Source organism: Nocardia vinacea, from assembly GCF_035920345.1.
Classification (GTDB): Bacteria; Actinomycetota; Actinomycetes; order Mycobacteriales; family Mycobacteriaceae; genus Nocardia; species Nocardia vinacea_A.
The window spans coordinates 8,021,241-8,038,729 of record NZ_CP109149.1 but is presented as its reverse complement, the minus strand read 5'-3'; the positions used below and the strand labels follow the sequence as shown (position 1 = coordinate 8,038,729).

Sequence of the window (17,489 nt, the reverse complement as noted above, 5' to 3'; positions counted from 1 at the left end):
TCACCCTCGGTCACCAGCTGGAATCGGTGACTCCGCGGTCCGTGGCCGATTGACGCGAGACGACCTCGACATTGCTGAATTCCATCGGCGCGCCGTCATCGTCGACAACCGATTGGCGCTCCTCGGAATTCGGCGGTGCAAGCGAAACCTTTGGCGCCTTCGGCATTTCGGCGCTCAGGTCGGGCATGCCCTCGATCAGATCCGACAGTTTGGGCAGTCGCGCACGACGGTCGTGCAGGGGCGTCATCAGCTCCTGTGCCTTGCGCGTCACCTCGGCGGTCGCCTTCTGCGCCGCTTCGGTCACCGCCTTCGCGATCTCGCCGTAGCTCAATTCGTCTATGCCGGAACCGAATTTGGTTTCGATAATGGTGCCGTCGGCATTCACGGTGACCGTGATCCGCTTGCGCACGGTAGCGCTCGCGGTCAGTTCGGCACGCTGCTGCTGCACCTGCGCGATCGCCCGAAACTGTTGCTGGACTTCATCGAGCACCGCCGCCATCTCGGCCTTGGCAAATTCGTTCGTCATGGGCTACAACTCACCGGAAGCCGTCGCCGTTGGACTGGTCCATCCGCCGCAGTTCCTTGGCGGTCTTGGTCTGACCGGTGTAGAAGTTGTCGAAATTCGCCGCCGTGGTCTTGATATTCCCGGTCATCTGCTCGCGCGCGACCTTGTATCCATCGGGGCCCTCGGCGAACTGGCGCCCCAGCTTGTCGTTCCCCCACGGCGCACCGCGTCCGGCGAGCGCGGCATCCAATGTGCTCAGCACGCCATTGACCCGATCCCGAACGGCGCTGGTCCGCTCCGCGGCCTTCTCGAACAGATCCGCGTCGTGCCTCAACTTGTCCGACATCGCGTACTCCTCGAGCTCCAGCGGTTACCCGCACCCATCACCATCGGATCCTCTGATTCGACGATGACAGCGCTTGGCAACTCACCAGTAGCTCGAACATGAACGGCAAGTGCCGCGCCAGTTACAGCGCCCACCGACCGCGGTTCGCTCGGCGATCGGTCACTTCGGCTTGCGGAACCTGCCCACGATGCCGTCGACAATGCGCAGCACACCGCGCACCGCCATCGGGAAGAAGGCCGCCTTCATGAACTCGAAGTAGCTCGGGTTGTAGCGCGCGACATACGAGATCGCCGGATCCACGGATTCGACCTGGTGCCACCAGAACATCGGGATGTAGAGGATGTCGCCGGTCTCGAGAACCACGTCGTAGCAGGACGCATCCTGCAGCTTCTCGAAGCTGCTCACATCCGGGTCGAACTCGTCGGGGAGTCCGGTGTAGGGGTCCGAAACCTTCATCGGAATCCGGCCGTACACATTGCGGTACTCATTCGGCGGAAACAGCCGGACCCGCTTGCGGCCGTGCAGCTGAATCAGCAGGCCGTGCCATGGATCATTGTGCAGCGGTGTCAGATTGCCCTGCTGGCCGATCCACACACTGCTCGCCGCCGAGCTCTGCTGCCGGGTGCCGACGCGCGAGGGCAGCTGATCGGCGAGCGGCTGCGGGTCGGCGGCGGCACGCGAGTAGTAGTTCTTGCCCGGCTTCGGCTCGTCGAAAACCGCTGCCATGACGTCACGGTATTCGAGCACCTCGACCGGCGACGTCTCCTGTGTGAAAACGTTGGTCGTGCTGGTCAGCGCGGCGACCTTCTGGTCGCCGTATTTCTCTCGCAGCGCATGCGGCTGAAAGTCCTCGAATACCGGCCAAGTTGTTGCGACACCGCGGAATACGACCGGAGTCTGTTTATCGAAGACCGCCTCGAGTTGGAAATCCCGATCGGGTACGACCAGCCCTTGTTGCCCACCCGTCGACCGATTCAGTACATCGCGAACACTTCGACCGGCCCACAGTACGAAACTGGCTAGGAAAATAGGAGCCAGCGTGGCCGGCCTCTCATCGTAACCCTTAGTCATATCCCCGTGTCTTCTAAGAGAATTGATGCACTGCTTCGACTTTCGGTTGCCCGAAGCAACCCTCACTGCGCCGTGAGCCCGACCCTATCGACAACCTCGAGTCTACCGCCCCGATCCGTGCCCACCGCTGGGAAGATCGGGACGCAACTCACGGCCCGAGCAGGTGGACCTCCCACGGACGGCAACAACGGGGGCGGGGTACTCGCCTAGGGTCGGGGTACGCCGATTTCAGGAGATGTCGTGGCCGACTTGCCTTCGGACCCAGTGATTTCGCTGGTGACCGTGGCGGCTGAACATATGGGGTATTCGTGCCGGGCAACTGAACCCGACGAGGTGCAGTTGGTGGGCCCGCGTGGGGACGGGCCACATTTTCTGTGGCTTGACAACCTACGGCGCAGGCTGACCGAGCAGCCATTCGATCTGTGGCCCGCGCTCATCGCGGATCATGTGGAAACGTTCCTGGCACAAGTGGATCAGGATTACACCGGTCCGCTCGATACCGACGAATTCACAACAGTGCGTGGACTTCTCAAGACGCGGTTCGCGTCGTCGGACACCATCGCGGGCATCGACATTGTCGGACAATACGTCGCGCCGGGCATCATTCAGGTGGTGGTGCTCGAGCAACTCCGCACCGCCGAGACCGTCACTTCCGACCAACTCGCCCACTGGCAGATCGCCACCACCGAGCTCTTCGAACTGGCCGAGGCGAACACTCGTACCCCCGACCGCCTAGAGATCGAATGGCGGAACTACAAGAATGCGCACTTCGCCATTCTGAGCGGCTCGGACTTCGCGAGTGCCCACTCGAAGTGGCTCGGCGACTATCCGGTAATCGGTACGTACGGAGCACTTTTCGTCATATCGCACGAGGGCAACGTCTACGCGCATCCGATTGTCGGGCCGAATGCGCTGACGGCGATGATCCTGCTGGGCAAAGTCGCCGCCAACACCTATCGCAGCGAGCCGCGGCCCATCAGTCCGGCGGTCTACTGGTGGCGGGACGGTGAGATCAGCCTGGCCGCCATTACCGAGATCGATCCCGACCACAATGTCGAAGTGCGCCCGACCCCGGAATTCGAGGCACTACTGACCAGCCTGGCGGTGACCTGCGAGTTCGCGGTGGTGCCCGCCGACACGGTCGATACCGCTCTCGACGCGCTGGAGCAGTACCGACAGATGTGCACCGCCCCGGAGCACAGTGCGACCCCACCCATCGTCGACAACCTCATTGCCGAGATCGAACGCGACGGCGCCACCGTCGGATTCGTTGCGCCCGTTGCAGATTCGCGCGGCGCTGTACTGCGCACCTGGGGACCGCACCGGGGCAGAAATCTGCTCGCGGTACTGGAACTCACCAAGGACCGCGACCTCGCCGTGCTCGATGTCGAGACGGGCCACCTCTATGACCCTCGCGGGCACGTCGATGTCCACGTGACCGTCGGTGACGGCCGGTCACTGCCCTACCTCACCCCCGCACTGCTCGAGGACTTGGTGGTCGCCGCCGCCGACCCGGACGACCCGTTCCTGGTCGTCGCACGCGCGGACGAGACCTACATTCAAACGCGCCGTCACGAGTGGGTCTATGAAATCGAGCACCGGGCGGGATCCGCGTCCGAACACTTTCGCGTATACACCTTGCGGCACAAGTTCGTTCGCGACGTCATCTGGGCGTGGGCATGCGGTGACCCGTCATGGACGGTCGCGGTGCAATGGCGGCGGGTCGATCCGACATCGCCCGGCATCGAAGCGGCGTCCGGGCAGGAAATCCTGCAGGACGAATTGTCGTCCGCCGGTTCCGACCTCACGCCCGACGCACTTGCCCTCCTCGATACCTTTCTGGCAGTTCGTGATACGCCGATCCCGTCGATGGATCTCGCTCCGCTGGACGATCTCGCGATCGACCCGGCAATCTTGCGCGACCTGGCGTCATCACATACCGAAGAAGCACACCCGATCACCGAAGCCGAGACGACCGACGACCCCGACGAGACCTGAGGGCGGACCGGCCGGAGGTGCACCCGGGTGCGAGGATCGACGAATGCGAGTACTGGTGCAGCGCGTATCCGCCGCGCAAGTGACCGTCGACGGACAGACCGTGGGCCGGATCGAACCGAACCCGCAAGGCCTGCTCACCCTCGTCGGCGTGACGCATGACGACACCGAATCCACCGCGAAGGCATTGGCGGACAAGGTGTGGCGGTTGCGAATCCTGGAGGGGGAACGCGCGGCCGCGGATCTGGATGCGCCCATTCTCGTGGTCAGCCAGTTCACCCTCTACGCCGATACCGCCAAGGGGCGGCGGCCGTCCTGGTCCGCCGCCGCGGCCGGCCCCGTCGCCGAACCGCTGGTCGAGACCTTCGCTCAGGCACTGCGCGAGCTCGGCGCAACCGTCGCCACCGGGCGGTTCGGCGCGCATATGCATGTCGAACTCGTCAATGACGGTCCCGTGACACTGCTGCTGGAGGGCTGAACACGATCGCCCGAGCGCAACCACCCTGACAACTTCGCGTACCGCTGGTTTGCTCGGCTACACTCACGAACCACGCGGAACAGCCACGGCGGCCGAAGCGCGGTTGCCGTGGATGTCAACAGGTCGATCGCGGCGGCACCGCTCGCCGGTTGATTGCCTGCTCATTCCGGCCATTTCTATGGCAAACTCGGTCGAGCAGAATGCGGCCGCTCGACGACCGTGACGCGGAAGGGTAAGCGGGAGTTGAGGTCGCGATGGATCTGAGTGCACTCGAGCGTCGGGTAGCCGAGGATCGCCGGGCAGCGATCGACCGGACGGTCGAGAACGAATTGCGTCTGGCCTCGTCGCTGTGCGACCTCGCAAAAGGCCTGGTCGCGACCAAGAACGGCCCCGGCAGGGACCGGACCGCCGAGGCGCTGGCGCCATCGCAGGAGTCCGTCGGCATCCGGCTGCACTGGCTCGCCGCCGGTCGCGTTACCGCCGAGTTCGCGGGCGAAGTCCAGGATGCGCTACGCGTCTTCGAGCAGGCGACCCGGCACATCGGCCATCGGGAGCTCGCGGCGAGCACCATCCGCAATGCCTGCCACACCTATCGCCAAGTATCGCGGACGCATCCGCAGGTGGCCGCTGTCTGCGCGGACGGGCTGTCGAAATGCGGCGTCTGGTTGTGCCGACTGGACCCGAAGGCCGCCGTCGCCGCCAGCGAGGACGCCGTGCGCATCCGCAGCGCGCTGTTCGCGGCGAATCCGGATCAGTCCGGAAAATATCTCGCCAGCCTGAATATGCTGCTGCGCACAATGATGGTCGGCCGCCAGCGCAAACAGGCCGTGGCGATGTACCGCGAGCGATATGCCGCACTGACCTCGCCGGAGATGACGGCACGGCTGCGCGAAACCCGGATCGAGGACATCGATCTCACCAACAAGACCTTCACCGCGCTCACCAAACTCGAAGCCCGGACCTTGCAGCGCGCGGGACATCTGACACAGCAGCAGATCCTGTACCAAACCTCCGGCGATCTCGCCACGATCGAGGAGATCAACTGGAAGCTCGCTTTGGTCGGCCTGAAGCCGCTGGCCGCGGGCGCCCTACCCGACCCCCCGTCCCGGCCGGTGGAAATCGGTGCGACCTTCGGCGCATTGAGTGTCCGCTGCAGCGCACGCGACGCCGTCGCCCAGGTTCGCGCCGCGATCATCGCCGCCTACGCCACCGACAACGCGCGCCAGGTCGATCGCTCGGCCGTGCGCGGCGCACACGAAACCCACTGGCATACCATCGATCCCGAACTGAACTCGGCCGAATCTCTCGGCGATGACGTAGTGCTGATCGAACAGCCCTACGGAGGTTCGGTCGTCGTCATGAGCCTGAACTGGGAGATCGCACCGGTCGGCAAACACCCACTGGCACATCACCTTTCCGCGCGCTGGCCCGTGATCAGCGTTACCGCGAACGAGAAGATGTCCTACGAGCTGTGCCGATACGAGGACGGTGTGGCCACCCAATACGCCGCACTCGGCCGCCCGAGCGGACAGGCCCCACTCGATGCCCCACTGGCACCCCTGGACTTCGCGGCCCTGGCCGACTACGGCGCGGACTATGCGTCCGAAACCCAGGTCCGTGCCGCTTTCGGCAACACCGATATGTTCGCGAAACTCACCCATCTGCCCGCCAGCGGCATCCGGCAAGCGGCACTGGCTATTCCGCTCGCGGACTACGGTGACAACGTCCTTTTCTTCCGCAAGTCGAGCGCGGGCTGACGAACTACCCCACTCCTTGTACACGTCGAGATCGGCCACCCGGATCTCGGTGCCGACAGATCTAAGCGATGAGCTGTCGGCGCAGAGCGGACAGGTCGACGAATGCGAACCTGATAGCGGAGTCGCCGCAGCCGTAGGGCAGCACCAGGGTATTCCGGTGGACGAGCGCGCCGCAGGAGTACACGACGTTGGGAACGTAGCCGTCGCGTTCGTCTTCGTTCGGGGTCAGCAGCGGCTCGCGGAGTGCGCCGATGAGTCGAGTCGGGTCGTCGAGATCGAGCAGGATCGCGCCGATGCCGTACGTGCGCATCGGACCGACGCCGTGGGTCAACACCAGCCAGCCGTCGGGTGTCTCGATCGGTGGACCGCAGTTGCCGAGTTGGATCAGCTCCCAGGGTTGGGTCGGTCGATAGACGGTGACCGGCGCACGCCACACACGGGTGTCGGAAGAGCTGACCACACTGATGTTTTCCCGGTCCCACCGCGAGAGCATCAGGTAGCGGTCGTCGACACGTCGCGGAAACAGTGCCATCCCTTTGTCTTCGGCGCCGGAGCCGGCCAGCCGAATGCTGACGAACGTGCCGAAATCGTTGGTGCGCAACAGCCGTGGCGCGATGTGGGCGCCGTCGAAGGCGGTGTAGGTGCCGTAGTAGGTGACCGTCCCATCCGCCTCGGTGAACCGGGTCAGCCTCGCGTCCTCGATGCCGCGGCTCTCATCGGGGCTCTCGGGAAAGAGCACCCGCTCCGATAGCGGACGATCGGCGGGGAAGTTCACGGTGTAGTTGCCTGCCGCCGAGGCGGCGACCCGGCCGGTGTCCAGGAAGGACGAAGGCTTGTCGAGGCGAACCGAATCATGTTGTGCGACTGTGCCGGTCCGGAATTCGATGCTCGAAAGGTGTCCCTCGCCGAGTGCGCGCACGCTCATGACGAACCGCAGTTCGCCCGCCGCCAGACCGGATTGGTCCGGGTGCGCGACGATCGACGGATTGAACAGCGCCGCGGCTTCGACCGCATACTCCTGGGTGAAGTACGCGCCGATGAGCTGTCTGCGCGCGGGCGTCAGTGTCCCCCGCCGTGGCAGCAGATGTTCGACGAGCGCCGCGTGCGTGGCGAATGTCGCGTCGATATCGCGGTGGCGGTCGCCGAACCGACGGCGCACGGAAGCCAGGCCGGCCAGCATGTCCGCATCGGTGAGTGCGAGCACCCGGTCGATGATGGCCTCTGCGCGTGAAATCCCTTGTCCGAGAATCTCTTGGCCGGGCAGAAATAGCCTGGCCACGACTCTGCGGGCATCCGGCACCAGCACCACGGTACTGCGCCGGACGAGATCGGTGGAGTCGGCCACTACCCGGCAAGCGTGAGTCGGCGCGCCTGTTGCTGCGTGGAGATCAGCGCGAGCGTCGACTCGGCGCCCTGGTTCTCGTTTCGGCCGGTGTGCTCGAGTCCGTCACAGCAGCCGCCGCTGACCGGGTCGATCAGGGGAGTGTCGACGTCGTTCGTGCCACGGAACCACGCTTCACACAGCAGTACCGCATCCTTCCAATGCTGGTCGCCGGTGTCGTCGTAGGCGCGAGCGCAGGCGTCCGCCAAGGTCGCGACCTCGATGGGTTGCTGGTCGAAGCCGGGCCGGGCTTCGCCCGTCGCCCAGCCGTCGACCGGGGTGACCGATAAATGGTCACCCGAGGTTTCGATCTCGAGCAGCCAGCGCAGCATCGCGAGTCCATCGGCGTACACGCGGCCCTGTCCGGGCAGCAGCGTGCCGACCGCGAGCAGCGCTTCGGCCAGCACCGCGTTGGCATAGTGCAACCGCGGCTCGGGCCAGCGCCAGTCGAGACGGCGGGTCGGCGGGCCGATCCGGCCGCCGGCGGCGGCCAGTAGTTCAAGCGCTTGTGTGTTTCCCGGCTGGACGCGCAGCACCTCGGCGGCGCCGAGTGCGGCGAAGGCCATTGCCCGGGGAAATGGGGACCGCCGGTGCGCCGCGATGGTGAAGTGTGCCAACGCGACCCGCGCCAGATCGGGTTTGCGGGCGACGACGGAGCCCAGTGCCCAGAGGGCGCGGCCCCAGTGATCTTCGAGGCTCGGTTCGTCCTGCCAACTCCGGTCCGTGCCCCGACGATTGTGGCAGCTGCCGTCCTCGTTCAGAGCCGCGATGATGAAGTCCAGATACACGCCGGTGTTGTCGATTAGTTGTTCGGTCGGCTCGGGCTCGCGAACGGCCACCACGAGTGCGCGCGCGACATCGTCGACGCAGTAACCGTTTTCGATGCGGGGTGTGGTGAACTTCGCATGCTCGAAGATGCCGCACTCGTCGCTGAGTCGGTAGAGGTGCGCGAAGGAGATGCTGATGGTATTCATGCCGTGGCCAGCTTCCTATCGGCCCGCAGCGTTTCCGCTGCCAGGTCCCGATACTTTCGGCTTACCGAGGTCCAAAGCAGTTCGGGTGCGATACGTTTCGCTTCGGCACCCATTCTCGCCGCAAGGCCCGGTTCGGTGATCACGCGGCGCAGTGCCGCGGCGATATCGGTCGGCGACTCTCGATCGACCAGCAGGCCCGCGCCGCTCGACAGCAGTTCTTCGGCATGCGGGAAGGCCGTCGATATCACCGGTTTGCCCGCCGCCACCGCCTCGATCAGCACCCCGGATGTCACTTGTTCGCGGGAATCGTAAGGCAGCAGAACGATATCCGCCTGCCTGATCAGCCGGTACAGTTCGACGTTGGATAGGTAGCGGGCGTCGAAGTGGACGGCGTTGGCGACGCCGCGGCGCTGGGCACGGTCGAGGAGGCCGGTGCGATAGGACTCACCGTGGCGCGCAAGCACTCTCGGATGTGTCTGTCCCACCACCCGGTACTGTGCGGCCGGGCGCAAGTCGGCCAAGTGCGCCATCGCGTCGATGCCCCATTCGATGCCTTTCCCCTCGCCGAGCAGTCCCCAGGTCAGAATTACCGGCGTCCGGGAGATCGGCTGGTGTTGGTCGCCGGGTTGTCCGGAGCGATTGTCGGTGGCACCGTGCGGAATCACCCGAACCTTGGCCGGGTCGACGGCGTAGTGGTCGATGAGTCGTCGGCGAGCCGTGTTCGTCATGGTGACGACGGCCGCGCAATTGCGAACGAGCTGCTCGAGGATCATCCGCTGCTGCGGTGTCGGGGTGACCAGCACCGTATGCAACACGACGATGGCCGGAACCCGAAGGGCGCGAACGATTTCGAGGACATCGACGCCGTCCCGCCCACTATAGATGCCATATTCGTGCTGGATGATCGCAATATCGAAGCCGTTGAGTGCGATGGCCGCGGCGGTGGCACCCCGGTGGTCGCTGCGCTCCCACTGATGTGCCACCTCAGGGGGCGGTGTCGGATCCGGACTGTCGACCACGGAGACGACGCCGACGGTTGGGCGGCGCCCGAAATCGACCGACACGAAACCGATTTCGCCGGGTGCGGTCAACGCATCGACCAGTGCGCCGGTGAAGGTCGCCAGCCCGCACTGGGTCGGTGAATAGGTACTCAGAACGCCATAGGACCGAACCGACACTACGCCAGCCTTTCCGCTTCGAGGCAGCGCCGAAGGTGCCGCTGTCTGCAGCCACTCAATTGGCCGATCGTGTTGCGCTGAAGCGCTTGAGAATCCGCTCCGGAAAAAAGGCACAGAGGGATCGGCAACCAGGTCACGATCATAACACTCGGATCTGCGAAAATTAGTGTGATATGATCGCCGCATCATGTTCGCCCACATCTGGGGCGGCTCTCGGTGGTCTTGCCGCCAGTAATCGAGGATTTTATGAGAATCGGCGTTATCGCGTCGGTCGCACACCGTACACCTCCGAAAAACTATGGTCCGTGGGAGCAAATCGCTTCGACGCTGGCCGAGGGGTTTGTCGCGCGTGGGCACGATGTCACATTGTTCGCAACGGCGGACTCCACGACCTCGGCACGGCTGGTCTCCGCCGTCCCGTCGGGATACGAGGAGACGGCCGGTGCGGATGCGAAAGTCTATGAAGCGCTGCATAATTCGACGGCATTCGCGCGGTCCGGTGAATTCGACGTACTCGCCAACCATTTCGACTTCATGCCACTGACCTACAGCAGGCTGGTGTCCACACCGATGGTGACGACGATTCACGGCTTCTCTTCACCGAAAATAGTTCCGGTTTATCGGGAATTCAGTGACATCGCCCACTATGTGGCGGTCACCGATGCCGATCGCGACCCGAATCTGCACTATGCCGCAACGATTCATCACGGTATCGATCTCGCCCAGTTCACATTTCGTCCCAAGCACGGCGAATATTTGCTCTTTCTGGGCAGAATTCATCCGGATAAAGGGACGCACCTGGCGATCGAGGTGGCGCGTCAGGCCGGACTGCCATTGATCATCGCGGGCGTAATCCAAGACGAGGAATACTTCCGCTCGGCGGTCGAACCGCATCTCACCGGCACCGATGTGACCTACCTCGGTCCGGTCGGTCCGGCAGAGCGGGACGCGCTACTCGGGGGTGCCCGTGCACTACTGCATTTGATCGGTTTCGCCGAGCCGTTCGGCCTGTCGGTCGTCGAAGCCATGGCCACCGGGACACCGGTCATCGCAACACCATTGGGTTCGATGCCGGAGATCATCCGCCACGGTCGCACCGGATTCCTCGTCGCCGATGTGGCGGGTGCGGTCGCGGCGGTATCGGACCTCGGGCGACTCGACCGTGCCGCCTGCCGGGACGATGTCTTCGAACGGTTCACCGCTGATCGCATGATCGATGCCTATCTAGCGCTATTCGAGCGGATCGTACGAGATTCCGGACATCGCACCGCATCGGCCGAGCCGGTAGCGCAACAGGCCATCGGCTCGCCCGGACTGTTCTCGCACGCGGGACTGTAATCAACGGTGCCCAGCACTATTGGGTCCCAGACCGGGTGCCGAGTTGGTGCGGTGTTTCGGTTCGTGCCGCCCACCGCATCCGACTGTTCGCTTGATCGGGCGGGGTATCGGCGGGGATGACCAGCAGGGCCAGACGAGCGCCGCCGGCGCCTACCAGATGCATGACATCGTGTGGTTGGGCAGTGCCTGGTCCGTATAGTCGGATGCCGTCGTCGTGGTCGATGCGGCGTTGCGCGAGGCTGACCGCGTTCCAGCCGAAGCCGATTCGCACCGTCGCGCCGAGGCGTGGGGTGAGGACGTTGATCAGATCGTGCAATTCGGCGGTGAGGTTGGCTGTCCACGGCCACCATGCGCCGTCGACATGCCCCGGGCCGGAGCCGGAGCCGCGCAGTAGCAGGCGTGGCGTGCGGGTAGGTGTCCGGAACGGCTGCAGGTTGCGTAGGGGCGGGCCGATGTTCCCGGTCATATCCCGGTGATTGGTTATCGGGCGGTGCGCCCTGATGTGAGTCATGATCTGAGCTCGATTCCACTGGCGGCCAGGGTCGCCGGTTCGGGGTTGACGGCGGCCATCAGGGCCGCATGCGCGGTGTCTTCGGCAGTGGCCGACGGGATTACGCGGAGCACGATCAAGCCGCTGTCGCGGCCGAAGACGAACATCGTGTTCCACCGCTCGAAGCGATACGGATCGAGCCGGACCGTGCGGTTGGCGACGGTCATTTGCTGGGGTACGCGTGACCAGCACGCGGGGTCATAGACGACGCGCCAGACCGGACCGAGCCCCACCGATAGGACTGCCAGCAGATCTGGCAGTTCGGCGGTGAGTTCGCCGGATCGGGGCCACCAGGCGCCATCGATATATCCATCGCGTTCGGCCTTCGGCTTCAGTCTCAATCGGGGCGTGTATTCCGGCGGGACGCGATGTCGAGCGGCCGGTGAGCGGATCTTTTTCGGTGCCATGATGGTGCTCCTGTTTTCGGCTGTGGTGCCCGCCGATTGATGGGCGTCGCGGGTATGCGCGACGGTGCCCACGTGCCGTCTGGACGGTCGGTAGAAGTGGCGGCGACCGCGGATGGGGTGGCCGCTGGTGCCCGCGAGCATGAGCACCAATCCGATACGACGACAATGACTGGTCCTTCCAGTAGACGCCGATTATGCCGTAATGTCAACGCTGTAGGTCTACGATAGTGACCTACAGTGGAGATGCTGGGAACTGGAGATTGCTTCGAAATGACCGAACCACCGACCGATCACACGAACTCCCGATCCGGGCGGTCCGCAGGCCGGGGCGACGGTCCGGTAACCAGGGCGACGGTGCTGCACGCGGCACTCGAGATCGTCGATCGGGACGGGATCGACGGACTCTCGATGCGGCGGCTGGCCGACGCGGTGGGCCGGGATCCGATGGTGGTCTACCGGCATGTGGCTAATAAGGCCGCGGTACTCGACGGCGTCGCCGAGGTCGTCTTCGCGCAGTTATCCGTCGATGCCTCCGACGCGGACTGGGCCGATCAATTGCGAGTGGTCGCACGCGATTTCCGGCGCTTGGCACTGGCCCATCCGAAGGCGGTACCGCTGCTGGTGACCCGGCCGTTGGCGACACCGTTGGGGCTGCGTCCCCAGGCAGTGGTCCGCCCGCTCGAAGACATCCTCGCGCTGCTCACCGGTGCCGGGTTTTCCGGTGCGGATGCCCTGCACATCTACCGTGCGCTGTTCGGCTTTCTCTACGGTCACGTACTCAACGAATTGCAGGAGATCGTGGAGCGCCCCGAGGAAACCGACGAGGTGCTGCGCCTCGGGCTGCATCGGCTGCCCATCGCGGAGTTCCCGTTGCTGCGCGGGCTCGCTCCGGTGCTTGCGGCCTATGACGGCGCCGCCGAACTCGAACGAGGTCTCGATATTCTGCTCACCGGACTCGCGGCAACGCTGCCGAGCCAAGGGCGATGATCGTTTGCCACTCAGGCCCCCGCCCCACCTTCGGAGTCCCAACGTTGCTGTGCCGCAATCGTTTCGGTGTCCGCTGGGGTAACCACCACTAGCGTGAGCTCAGCACCGCTGACCCCGAGAACAGCGAGCGTATGCCGGTCCTTGTGGCGGTAGCCGTCGAGCCGCACCATTCGCCCGCCACAGGCGAGTTTCCGTGGCGCTGCGGCCCATTCGCCGAGGTGATAGATCACTCGATGGATCGGGCCGAGTCGGTTCGCGACCGCGGTGAGCAGATCCGGCAGTTCGGCCACGAGGTCATTACCGCGCGGGCGCCACACGCCGTCGACCGAACCGGTGGCGTCCGTTGCGAATTCGAGTTCCTGTCGCAGCCGACGGAAATTCGGTGGGTGTCTACCCGAATCGATTCGGGTCAGTTGGTGCGTCATGGTCGACGCTCCCCTCTCAGCCGCGTGGCGGCCGGGTCATGGTGGCGGTGAGGCCGGTGAGCAGAATGTCCAGACCCTGTTCGAGTTCGACGACACCGTCGTAGGCAGCCAGGTCGGTGGCGAGACCGCGTAGCAGTGGGAATTCGCCGATCGGCAGGCGATGCAAGCCCAGGCGCAGCAGGTCGGTTGCCTCTTCGGGGCGTTCGACGAGTTCCTGTCGTTCGTTGAGGATGTGGCCGTAGAGAAAGCCGAACAGCGCACGGTAGATGTGCAGCGCATCGGTGCCGCTGAATTCAGCACGGGTGAGCAGCGCGAGGATGTCCTCCAGCGGACGCAGCGTGCCTACCGGTCGGAGCCCGAGGGGGGTAGCGAGCGGGTGGGTGACCAGCAGCGGAACAACATTCGGGTGGTCGACCGCGAGACGGCGGAAGTCGCGCGCGATGCTGCGCAACTGGTGGCGCCAGTCGTGATCGGTGGTGTCGACGGTCAACTGCCCGAGCACGATCTCGGCGACTCCGTCGAGGAGCGCCGCCTTATTCGCGGCGTGCCGGTAGAGCACCATGGGGTCCCGGCCGAGGGCGGCGCCGAGGCGTCGCATCGATAGCCGGTCGATGCTGTCGCGGTCGATGATCTCGAGTGCGGCCGCCAGCATCGCGGCCCTGGTCAATGGAGTATTCCCGGCGTTGGCGCGGTGCGCGCTTCCTGCCGGATTCTTGGGGGAACCGATGGGTCCTTCCCTGATTCCGTTCATCTGGTTCAGCGCCTCTCGATGAAGCAGCACAACTGTTAACGATGTAAGCCTACGCCGTAGACAGGCGGCGTAGATAGGGCATAAGCTGTGGATATACCGGATCGTGCAGCGGCTGGTCGGGCGGTTTCGGCTGTCCACCCCGATGCCGCGCATCCGGAGACAGGAATATTCCGATGACGATCAAAGACAAGGTCGCGCAGCAGGTTCGAGCAGTCCGCACAAGCTTGCGGAAGCTGCTCGCCAAACCGGACGAAGACAGTCGGCGTCGGACCGACATTGGCGGCAAGCACCCCAACGACGTGGTCGAACGCATCTCGAAATCGCTGCGGGACGCATTCAAACGCTGACCCGATCGGGGACATGAGCAATGGCAATCACACAGGTCGCGGTCTACGCGCATCTGACCGCAGCCGATATCGAGGCACTCGGTGACGAGCTCGATGCGATTCGCCGCGATATCACCGATCAACGCGGTGCGCGGGATGCGGCCTACATCCGCCGCACGATCGCTTTCCAGCGGGCACTCGACGCCGGGTCGCGGCTGATGATCGGTCTCAGTCGCAAGCGGACCGGTTGGATCCTCGGGACTGCCGGATTGGCGATCGCGAAGAGCATCGAGAACATGGAGATCGGCCACAATGTCTGCCACGGCCAATGGGATTGGATGAACGACCCGGAAATCCATTCCAGCACTTGGGAATGGGATATGGCGGGTCTGTCGTCGCAGTGGCGTTATTCGCACAACTATCGCCATCACGTCTTCACGAATGTGCTCGGCATGGATGAGGACATCGGATTCGGTGTCATCCGCGTGACCCGCGACGACCGTTGGCGCCCAGGGAATCTGCTGCAGCCGTTGCTGAACCTGGTGCTGGCGGCCACCTTCGAGTGGGGCATCGCGCTGCACGGCCTCGACTCCGAACACCTCCGCGCGGCGACCCCGGCACAGAAGGCGATCCAGACCAGAGCGTTCCTCGGCAAGATCGCCCGGCAAGCCGGCAAGGACTACCTGCTTTTTCCCGCATTCAGCGGGCGGCGCTGGCGGCATACCTTGGCTGCGGACACCAGCGCCAATGTCCTGCGCAGCCTATGGGCCTATCTCGTGATCTTCTGCGGGCATTTCCCCGACGGCGCAGAGAAATTCGCGCCGACTGTCCTGGAACACGAGACCAAACCGGAGTGGTATCTGCGCCAGATGCTCGGCACCGCGAATTTCGACGCGGGCCCGGTGCTGGCCTTCCTCAGCGGCAACCTCTGCTACCAGATCGAACACCACCTGTTCCCCGATCTGCCGAGCAACCGGTACGCCGAGGTCGCCGTACGCGTGCGGGCACTCTGCGACAAATACGACCTGCCGTACACCACCGGTCCATTACTGCGCCAATATCTGCTGACGCTACGCACCATCCACAAACTGGCACTGCCCGACAGCCTCTTGATCGCTACCTCCGACGACGCACCCGAAACCGCATCCGAACATAAGTTCAAGGGCATAGATTCGTCCGTAGCCGTCGACGCTGACCGCACTCCGGAACGTCGCGGGTTGCGCACGGCGTTACGACGACTAGCGAGCAATCGTCCACGCGTCCGTTAACTAGTACCGCGTCCAGATAAGTGGCCATGGTGAACGAATCCGCTGACGGAACAACGAATCAGGCCCGACTCCGGGCCGAGCGTGCCTCCTCATTCGGCGCACGCGCGGCGGTCTAGCGGAAGTCGCTACCTACTCAGTGCGCCACGCACCCCGCAGCACGGCCCTGAGCTGTACGGAAACCCGTACCGCCGCTCCTGAAGCGCCCATCGAACGATCACTGTTCGCCGCAGAACTACGCAATCCCACAACGGAATTCGAGTAGCTATCTACTCGGGTGAGCACCCCTCCCCCGGCCATACGCTTCTCCCATCGTTGAAGTTCAGCACGAATCGGAGGAGAAATCATCGCCACTGTGGTCAGCGGTCGATCCCCTGGATGACCCCGAGATGCGGTAAGACGCACGAGCGCGGGTGCAAGGAACGACGTCACCGATCCAGCGCAAGCTGGGTAATGTCAGGGCAGGCGTGGACGCATTGTGTCCGAAGCCATTCAGTACCAGACATTTACGACCTGCGGGCGTCGGTGCGGCTCGGCTCCTCGCCGCGCGACGTCACCGAACTCGGAGTCGGACACGGCGGCCGATCCACGACGCATACCGAGGTAATGTCTACCGGACCGGGGCACGGCAGGTGCGAAAGTCGTTCACGTGGACGACTATTCAGTGCCGACAAGGGTACGGCGTCAGCGAACGGCAATGTGCGGCACCATGAATTCGGGCACCGATAACGTACGGCCGCTGAACCTGGTCGCACACCCACGAACGTTCGGTGCCGAGAAATGTGCGGCACCAACCAAGGTCAGGTACCCAGTAGTGTTCGGTACCGAGATTGGCCCGGTACCGACCAATGTCCGGTACCGATCAACATCCGCTGCCGACTGCACGTCACGCGCCAATGCCTTGGATACCGAGCCAGGTTCAACGCAAGCGACACTGACAGCTGTCGGCGAGCACCTACTCCGGACGAACCGTGAGAATCCGCGGCCCATCCTCGGTAACCGCAACCGAATGTTCCCAGTGCGCGGCCCGACTTCCGTCCAACGTCACCACGGTCCAGTCGTCGTCGAGCACCTTCGTCTGCGTAGTGCCCAATGTCAACATCGGCTCGATCGCGAGTACCGATCCGACCACGAGTTTCGGCCCCTTACCCGGCGCACCCTCGTTGGCCAGGAACGGATCCATATGCATCTCCCGGCCGATGGCGTGCCCGCCGTAACCGTCGACGATGCCGTAGGACCGGCCGTGTTCGTTTTCCGCCGCGCGCGTACCCATTTCGATGGCATGCGAGATGTCGGTCAGCCGGTTGCCGGGCAGCATGGCCGCGATACCCGCCTCCATCGACATCTTGGTGGCATCGCTGAGTAGCTGATCGGCCTCGATGATCGTGCCCACACCGAAGGTCCAGGCCGAATCACCGTGCCAGCCTTCGAGAATCGCGCCACAGTCGATCGAGACCAGATCACCTTCGGTCAGGATCTCGGACGAGGTCGGAATCCCGTGCACCACACGGTCGTTCACCGATGCGCAGATCGAACCCGGAAAGCCGTGATATCCCTTGAACGACGGCACGGCGCCCGCATCGCGGATCACCTGTTCGGCGATATCGTCCAGCTCCAGGGTGGAAACACCGGGCTTGGCCGCCGCGCGCACCGCGACGAGTGCGCGGCCGACAATCGCACCGGCCGCCGCCATCGCATCCAGTTCGCCTGCCGTCCGGAACGGCACGACCTTCTTCTTGCGGTTGAAGACCATCC

At 64.3% G+C, this 17,489-nt stretch carries 18 protein-coding genes; 7 read left to right on the top strand and 11 right to left on the bottom strand.

What is annotated here, in order from left to right; all coding sequences use genetic code 11:
• Positions 1-10 precede the first annotated feature (10 nt).
• The 3 genes from OIE68_RS36420 to OIE68_RS36410 form a co-directional block, all read right to left on the bottom strand.
• On the bottom strand, positions 11-526 hold the full coding sequence (locus OIE68_RS36420) for a YbaB/EbfC family nucleoid-associated protein (protein WP_327095459.1): 516 nt from the start codon (positions 524-526) through the stop codon (positions 11-13).
• Between the two features lie 10 nt (positions 527-536).
• A complete protein-coding gene (locus tag OIE68_RS36415; protein WP_327095458.1) occupies positions 537-851 on the bottom strand; it encodes a hypothetical protein in 315 nt (104 codons plus the stop codon).
• Positions 852-1,010: 159 nt separating this feature from the next.
• Positions 1,011-1,922, bottom strand: coding sequence for a cupin-like domain-containing protein (locus OIE68_RS36410; protein WP_327095457.1), 912 nt, complete (start codon positions 1,920-1,922; stop codon positions 1,011-1,013).
• Positions 1,923-2,162: 240 nt separating this feature from the next.
• On the opposite strand from OIE68_RS36410, the gene OIE68_RS36405 reads away from it, so the two are divergent.
• The 3 genes from OIE68_RS36405 to OIE68_RS36395 all read left to right on the top strand — a co-directional run bounded on the left by OIE68_RS36405 (position 2,163) and on the right by OIE68_RS36395 (position 6,152).
• Positions 2,163-3,920, top strand: a complete 1,758-nt coding sequence (locus OIE68_RS36405) for a hypothetical protein (RefSeq protein WP_327095456.1) — start codon at positions 2,163-2,165, stop codon at positions 3,918-3,920.
• A 43-nt stretch (positions 3,921-3,963) separates the two neighbouring features.
• Entirely contained in the window at positions 3,964-4,395 is a 432-nt protein-coding gene (dtd, locus tag OIE68_RS36400; RefSeq protein WP_327095455.1) for a D-aminoacyl-tRNA deacylase, read from the top strand.
• A gap of 254 nt (positions 4,396-4,649) precedes the next feature.
• Positions 4,650-6,152 (top strand): hypothetical protein, encoded by a 1,503-nt coding sequence (locus OIE68_RS36395; protein WP_327095454.1) that lies wholly within the window; start codon positions 4,650-4,652, stop codon positions 6,150-6,152.
• A 61-nt stretch (positions 6,153-6,213) separates the two neighbouring features.
• On the opposite strand, the gene OIE68_RS36390 is transcribed toward OIE68_RS36395, so the two are convergent.
• Genes OIE68_RS36390 through OIE68_RS36380 form a run of 3 tightly spaced genes read right to left on the bottom strand, consistent with a single transcriptional unit; the run spans position 6,214 to position 9,685 of the window.
• Entirely contained in the window at positions 6,214-7,497 is a 1,284-nt protein-coding gene (locus tag OIE68_RS36390) for a glycoside hydrolase family 130 protein (RefSeq protein ID WP_327095453.1), read from the bottom strand.
• Positions 7,497-8,507 carry a glycosyltransferase gene (locus OIE68_RS36385; protein ID WP_327095452.1) on the bottom strand — a complete coding sequence of 337 codons (1,011 nt, stop codon included), beginning with the start codon at positions 8,505-8,507 and terminating at the stop codon, positions 7,497-7,499. Before OIE68_RS36385 ends, OIE68_RS36390 begins: the two co-directional genes overlap by 1 nt.
• Positions 8,504-9,685, bottom strand: coding sequence for a glycosyltransferase (locus OIE68_RS36380; RefSeq protein WP_327095451.1), 1,182 nt, complete (start codon positions 9,683-9,685; stop codon positions 8,504-8,506). Before OIE68_RS36380 ends, OIE68_RS36385 begins: the two co-directional genes overlap by 4 nt.
• A gap of 246 nt (positions 9,686-9,931) precedes the next feature.
• Here OIE68_RS36380 and OIE68_RS36375 point away from each other — a divergent pair, with 246 nt between their 5' ends.
• Positions 9,932-11,023 carry a glycosyltransferase family 4 protein gene (locus tag OIE68_RS36375; RefSeq protein WP_327095450.1) on the top strand — a complete coding sequence of 364 codons (1,092 nt, stop codon included), beginning with the start codon at positions 9,932-9,934 and terminating at the stop codon, positions 11,021-11,023.
• 16 nt (positions 11,024-11,039) lie between these two features.
• Here the strand turns inward: OIE68_RS36375 and OIE68_RS36370 are convergent, their stop codons facing one another.
• Both OIE68_RS36370 and OIE68_RS36365 read right to left on the bottom strand, forming a co-directional pair.
• Positions 11,040-11,489 carry a DUF5994 family protein gene (locus OIE68_RS36370; RefSeq protein WP_327095449.1) on the bottom strand — a complete coding sequence of 150 codons (450 nt, stop codon included), beginning with the start codon at positions 11,487-11,489 and terminating at the stop codon, positions 11,040-11,042.
• A 41-nt stretch (positions 11,490-11,530) separates the two neighbouring features.
• A complete protein-coding gene (locus tag OIE68_RS36365) occupies positions 11,531-11,980 on the bottom strand; it encodes a DUF5994 family protein (protein ID WP_327095448.1) in 450 nt (149 codons plus the stop codon).
• Positions 11,981-12,250: 270 nt separating this feature from the next.
• On the opposite strand from OIE68_RS36365, the gene OIE68_RS36360 reads away from it, so the two are divergent.
• Positions 12,251-12,967, top strand: coding sequence for a TetR/AcrR family transcriptional regulator C-terminal domain-containing protein (locus OIE68_RS36360; RefSeq protein WP_327095447.1), 717 nt, complete (start codon positions 12,251-12,253; stop codon positions 12,965-12,967).
• An 11-nt stretch (positions 12,968-12,978) separates the two neighbouring features.
• Here OIE68_RS36360 and OIE68_RS36355 read toward each other — a convergent pair whose 3' ends face one another.
• Positions 12,979-13,392, bottom strand: coding sequence for a DUF5994 family protein (locus OIE68_RS36355; RefSeq protein ID WP_327095446.1), 414 nt, complete (start codon positions 13,390-13,392; stop codon positions 12,979-12,981).
• Between the two features lie 16 nt (positions 13,393-13,408).
• Entirely contained in the window at positions 13,409-14,143 is a 735-nt protein-coding gene (locus tag OIE68_RS36350) for a TetR/AcrR family transcriptional regulator C-terminal domain-containing protein (RefSeq protein ID WP_419150615.1), read from the bottom strand.
• Between the two features lie 173 nt (positions 14,144-14,316).
• Here OIE68_RS36350 and OIE68_RS36345 point away from each other — a divergent pair, with 173 nt between their 5' ends.
• Together OIE68_RS36345 and OIE68_RS36340 are read left to right on the top strand one after the other, a co-directional pair.
• Entirely contained in the window at positions 14,317-14,490 is a 174-nt protein-coding gene (locus tag OIE68_RS36345; protein WP_327095445.1) for a hypothetical protein, read from the top strand.
• Between the two features lie 20 nt (positions 14,491-14,510).
• Entirely contained in the window at positions 14,511-15,737 is a 1,227-nt protein-coding gene (locus tag OIE68_RS36340) for a fatty acid desaturase (protein ID WP_327095444.1), read from the top strand.
• 952 nt (positions 15,738-16,689) lie between these two features.
• On the opposite strand, the gene map is transcribed toward OIE68_RS36340, so the two are convergent.
• Entirely contained in the window at positions 16,690-17,487 is a 798-nt protein-coding gene (map, locus tag OIE68_RS36335) for a type I methionyl aminopeptidase (protein ID WP_327095443.1), read from the bottom strand.
• Positions 17,488-17,489: the final 2 nt, after the last annotated feature.

Bases quoted from the DNA above. Each gene is read 5' to 3' on its own strand.
- OIE68_RS36420 (WP_327095459.1), bottom strand. From the start codon at position 526: ATGACGAACGAATTTGCCAAGGCCGAGATGGCGGCGGTGCTCGATGAA.
- OIE68_RS36370 (WP_327095449.1), bottom strand. From the start codon at position 11,489: ATGACCGGGAACATCGGCCCGCCCCTACGCAACCTGCAGCCGTTCCGG.
- OIE68_RS36345 (WP_327095445.1), top strand. From the start codon at position 14,317: ATGACGATCAAAGACAAGGTCGCGCAGCAGGTTCGAGCAGTCCGCACA.
- OIE68_RS36410 (WP_327095457.1), bottom strand. From the start codon at position 1,922: ATGACTAAGGGTTACGATGAGAGGCCGGCCACGCTGGCTCCTATTTTC.
- OIE68_RS36415 (WP_327095458.1), bottom strand. From the start codon at position 851: ATGTCGGACAAGTTGAGGCACGACGCGGATCTGTTCGAGAAGGCCGCG.
- OIE68_RS36350 (WP_419150615.1), bottom strand. From the start codon at position 14,143: ATGAACGGAATCAGGGAAGGACCCATCGGTTCCCCCAAGAATCCGGCA.
- OIE68_RS36385 (WP_327095452.1), bottom strand. From the start codon at position 8,507: ATGAATACCATCAGCATCTCCTTCGCGCACCTCTACCGACTCAGCGAC.
- OIE68_RS36395 (WP_327095454.1), top strand. From the start codon at position 4,650: ATGGATCTGAGTGCACTCGAGCGTCGGGTAGCCGAGGATCGCCGGGCA.
- OIE68_RS36360 (WP_327095447.1), top strand. From the start codon at position 12,251: ATGACCGAACCACCGACCGATCACACGAACTCCCGATCCGGGCGGTCC.
- OIE68_RS36375 (WP_327095450.1), top strand. From the start codon at position 9,932: ATGAGAATCGGCGTTATCGCGTCGGTCGCACACCGTACACCTCCGAAA.
- OIE68_RS36340 (WP_327095444.1), top strand. From the start codon at position 14,511: ATGGCAATCACACAGGTCGCGGTCTACGCGCATCTGACCGCAGCCGAT.
- dtd (WP_327095455.1), top strand. From the start codon at position 3,964: ATGCGAGTACTGGTGCAGCGCGTATCCGCCGCGCAAGTGACCGTCGAC.
- map (WP_327095443.1), bottom strand. From the start codon at position 17,487: ATGGTCTTCAACCGCAAGAAGAAGGTCGTGCCGTTCCGGACGGCAGGC.
- OIE68_RS36365 (WP_327095448.1), bottom strand. From the start codon at position 11,980: ATGGCACCGAAAAAGATCCGCTCACCGGCCGCTCGACATCGCGTCCCG.
- OIE68_RS36355 (WP_327095446.1), bottom strand. From the start codon at position 13,392: ATGACGCACCAACTGACCCGAATCGATTCGGGTAGACACCCACCGAAT.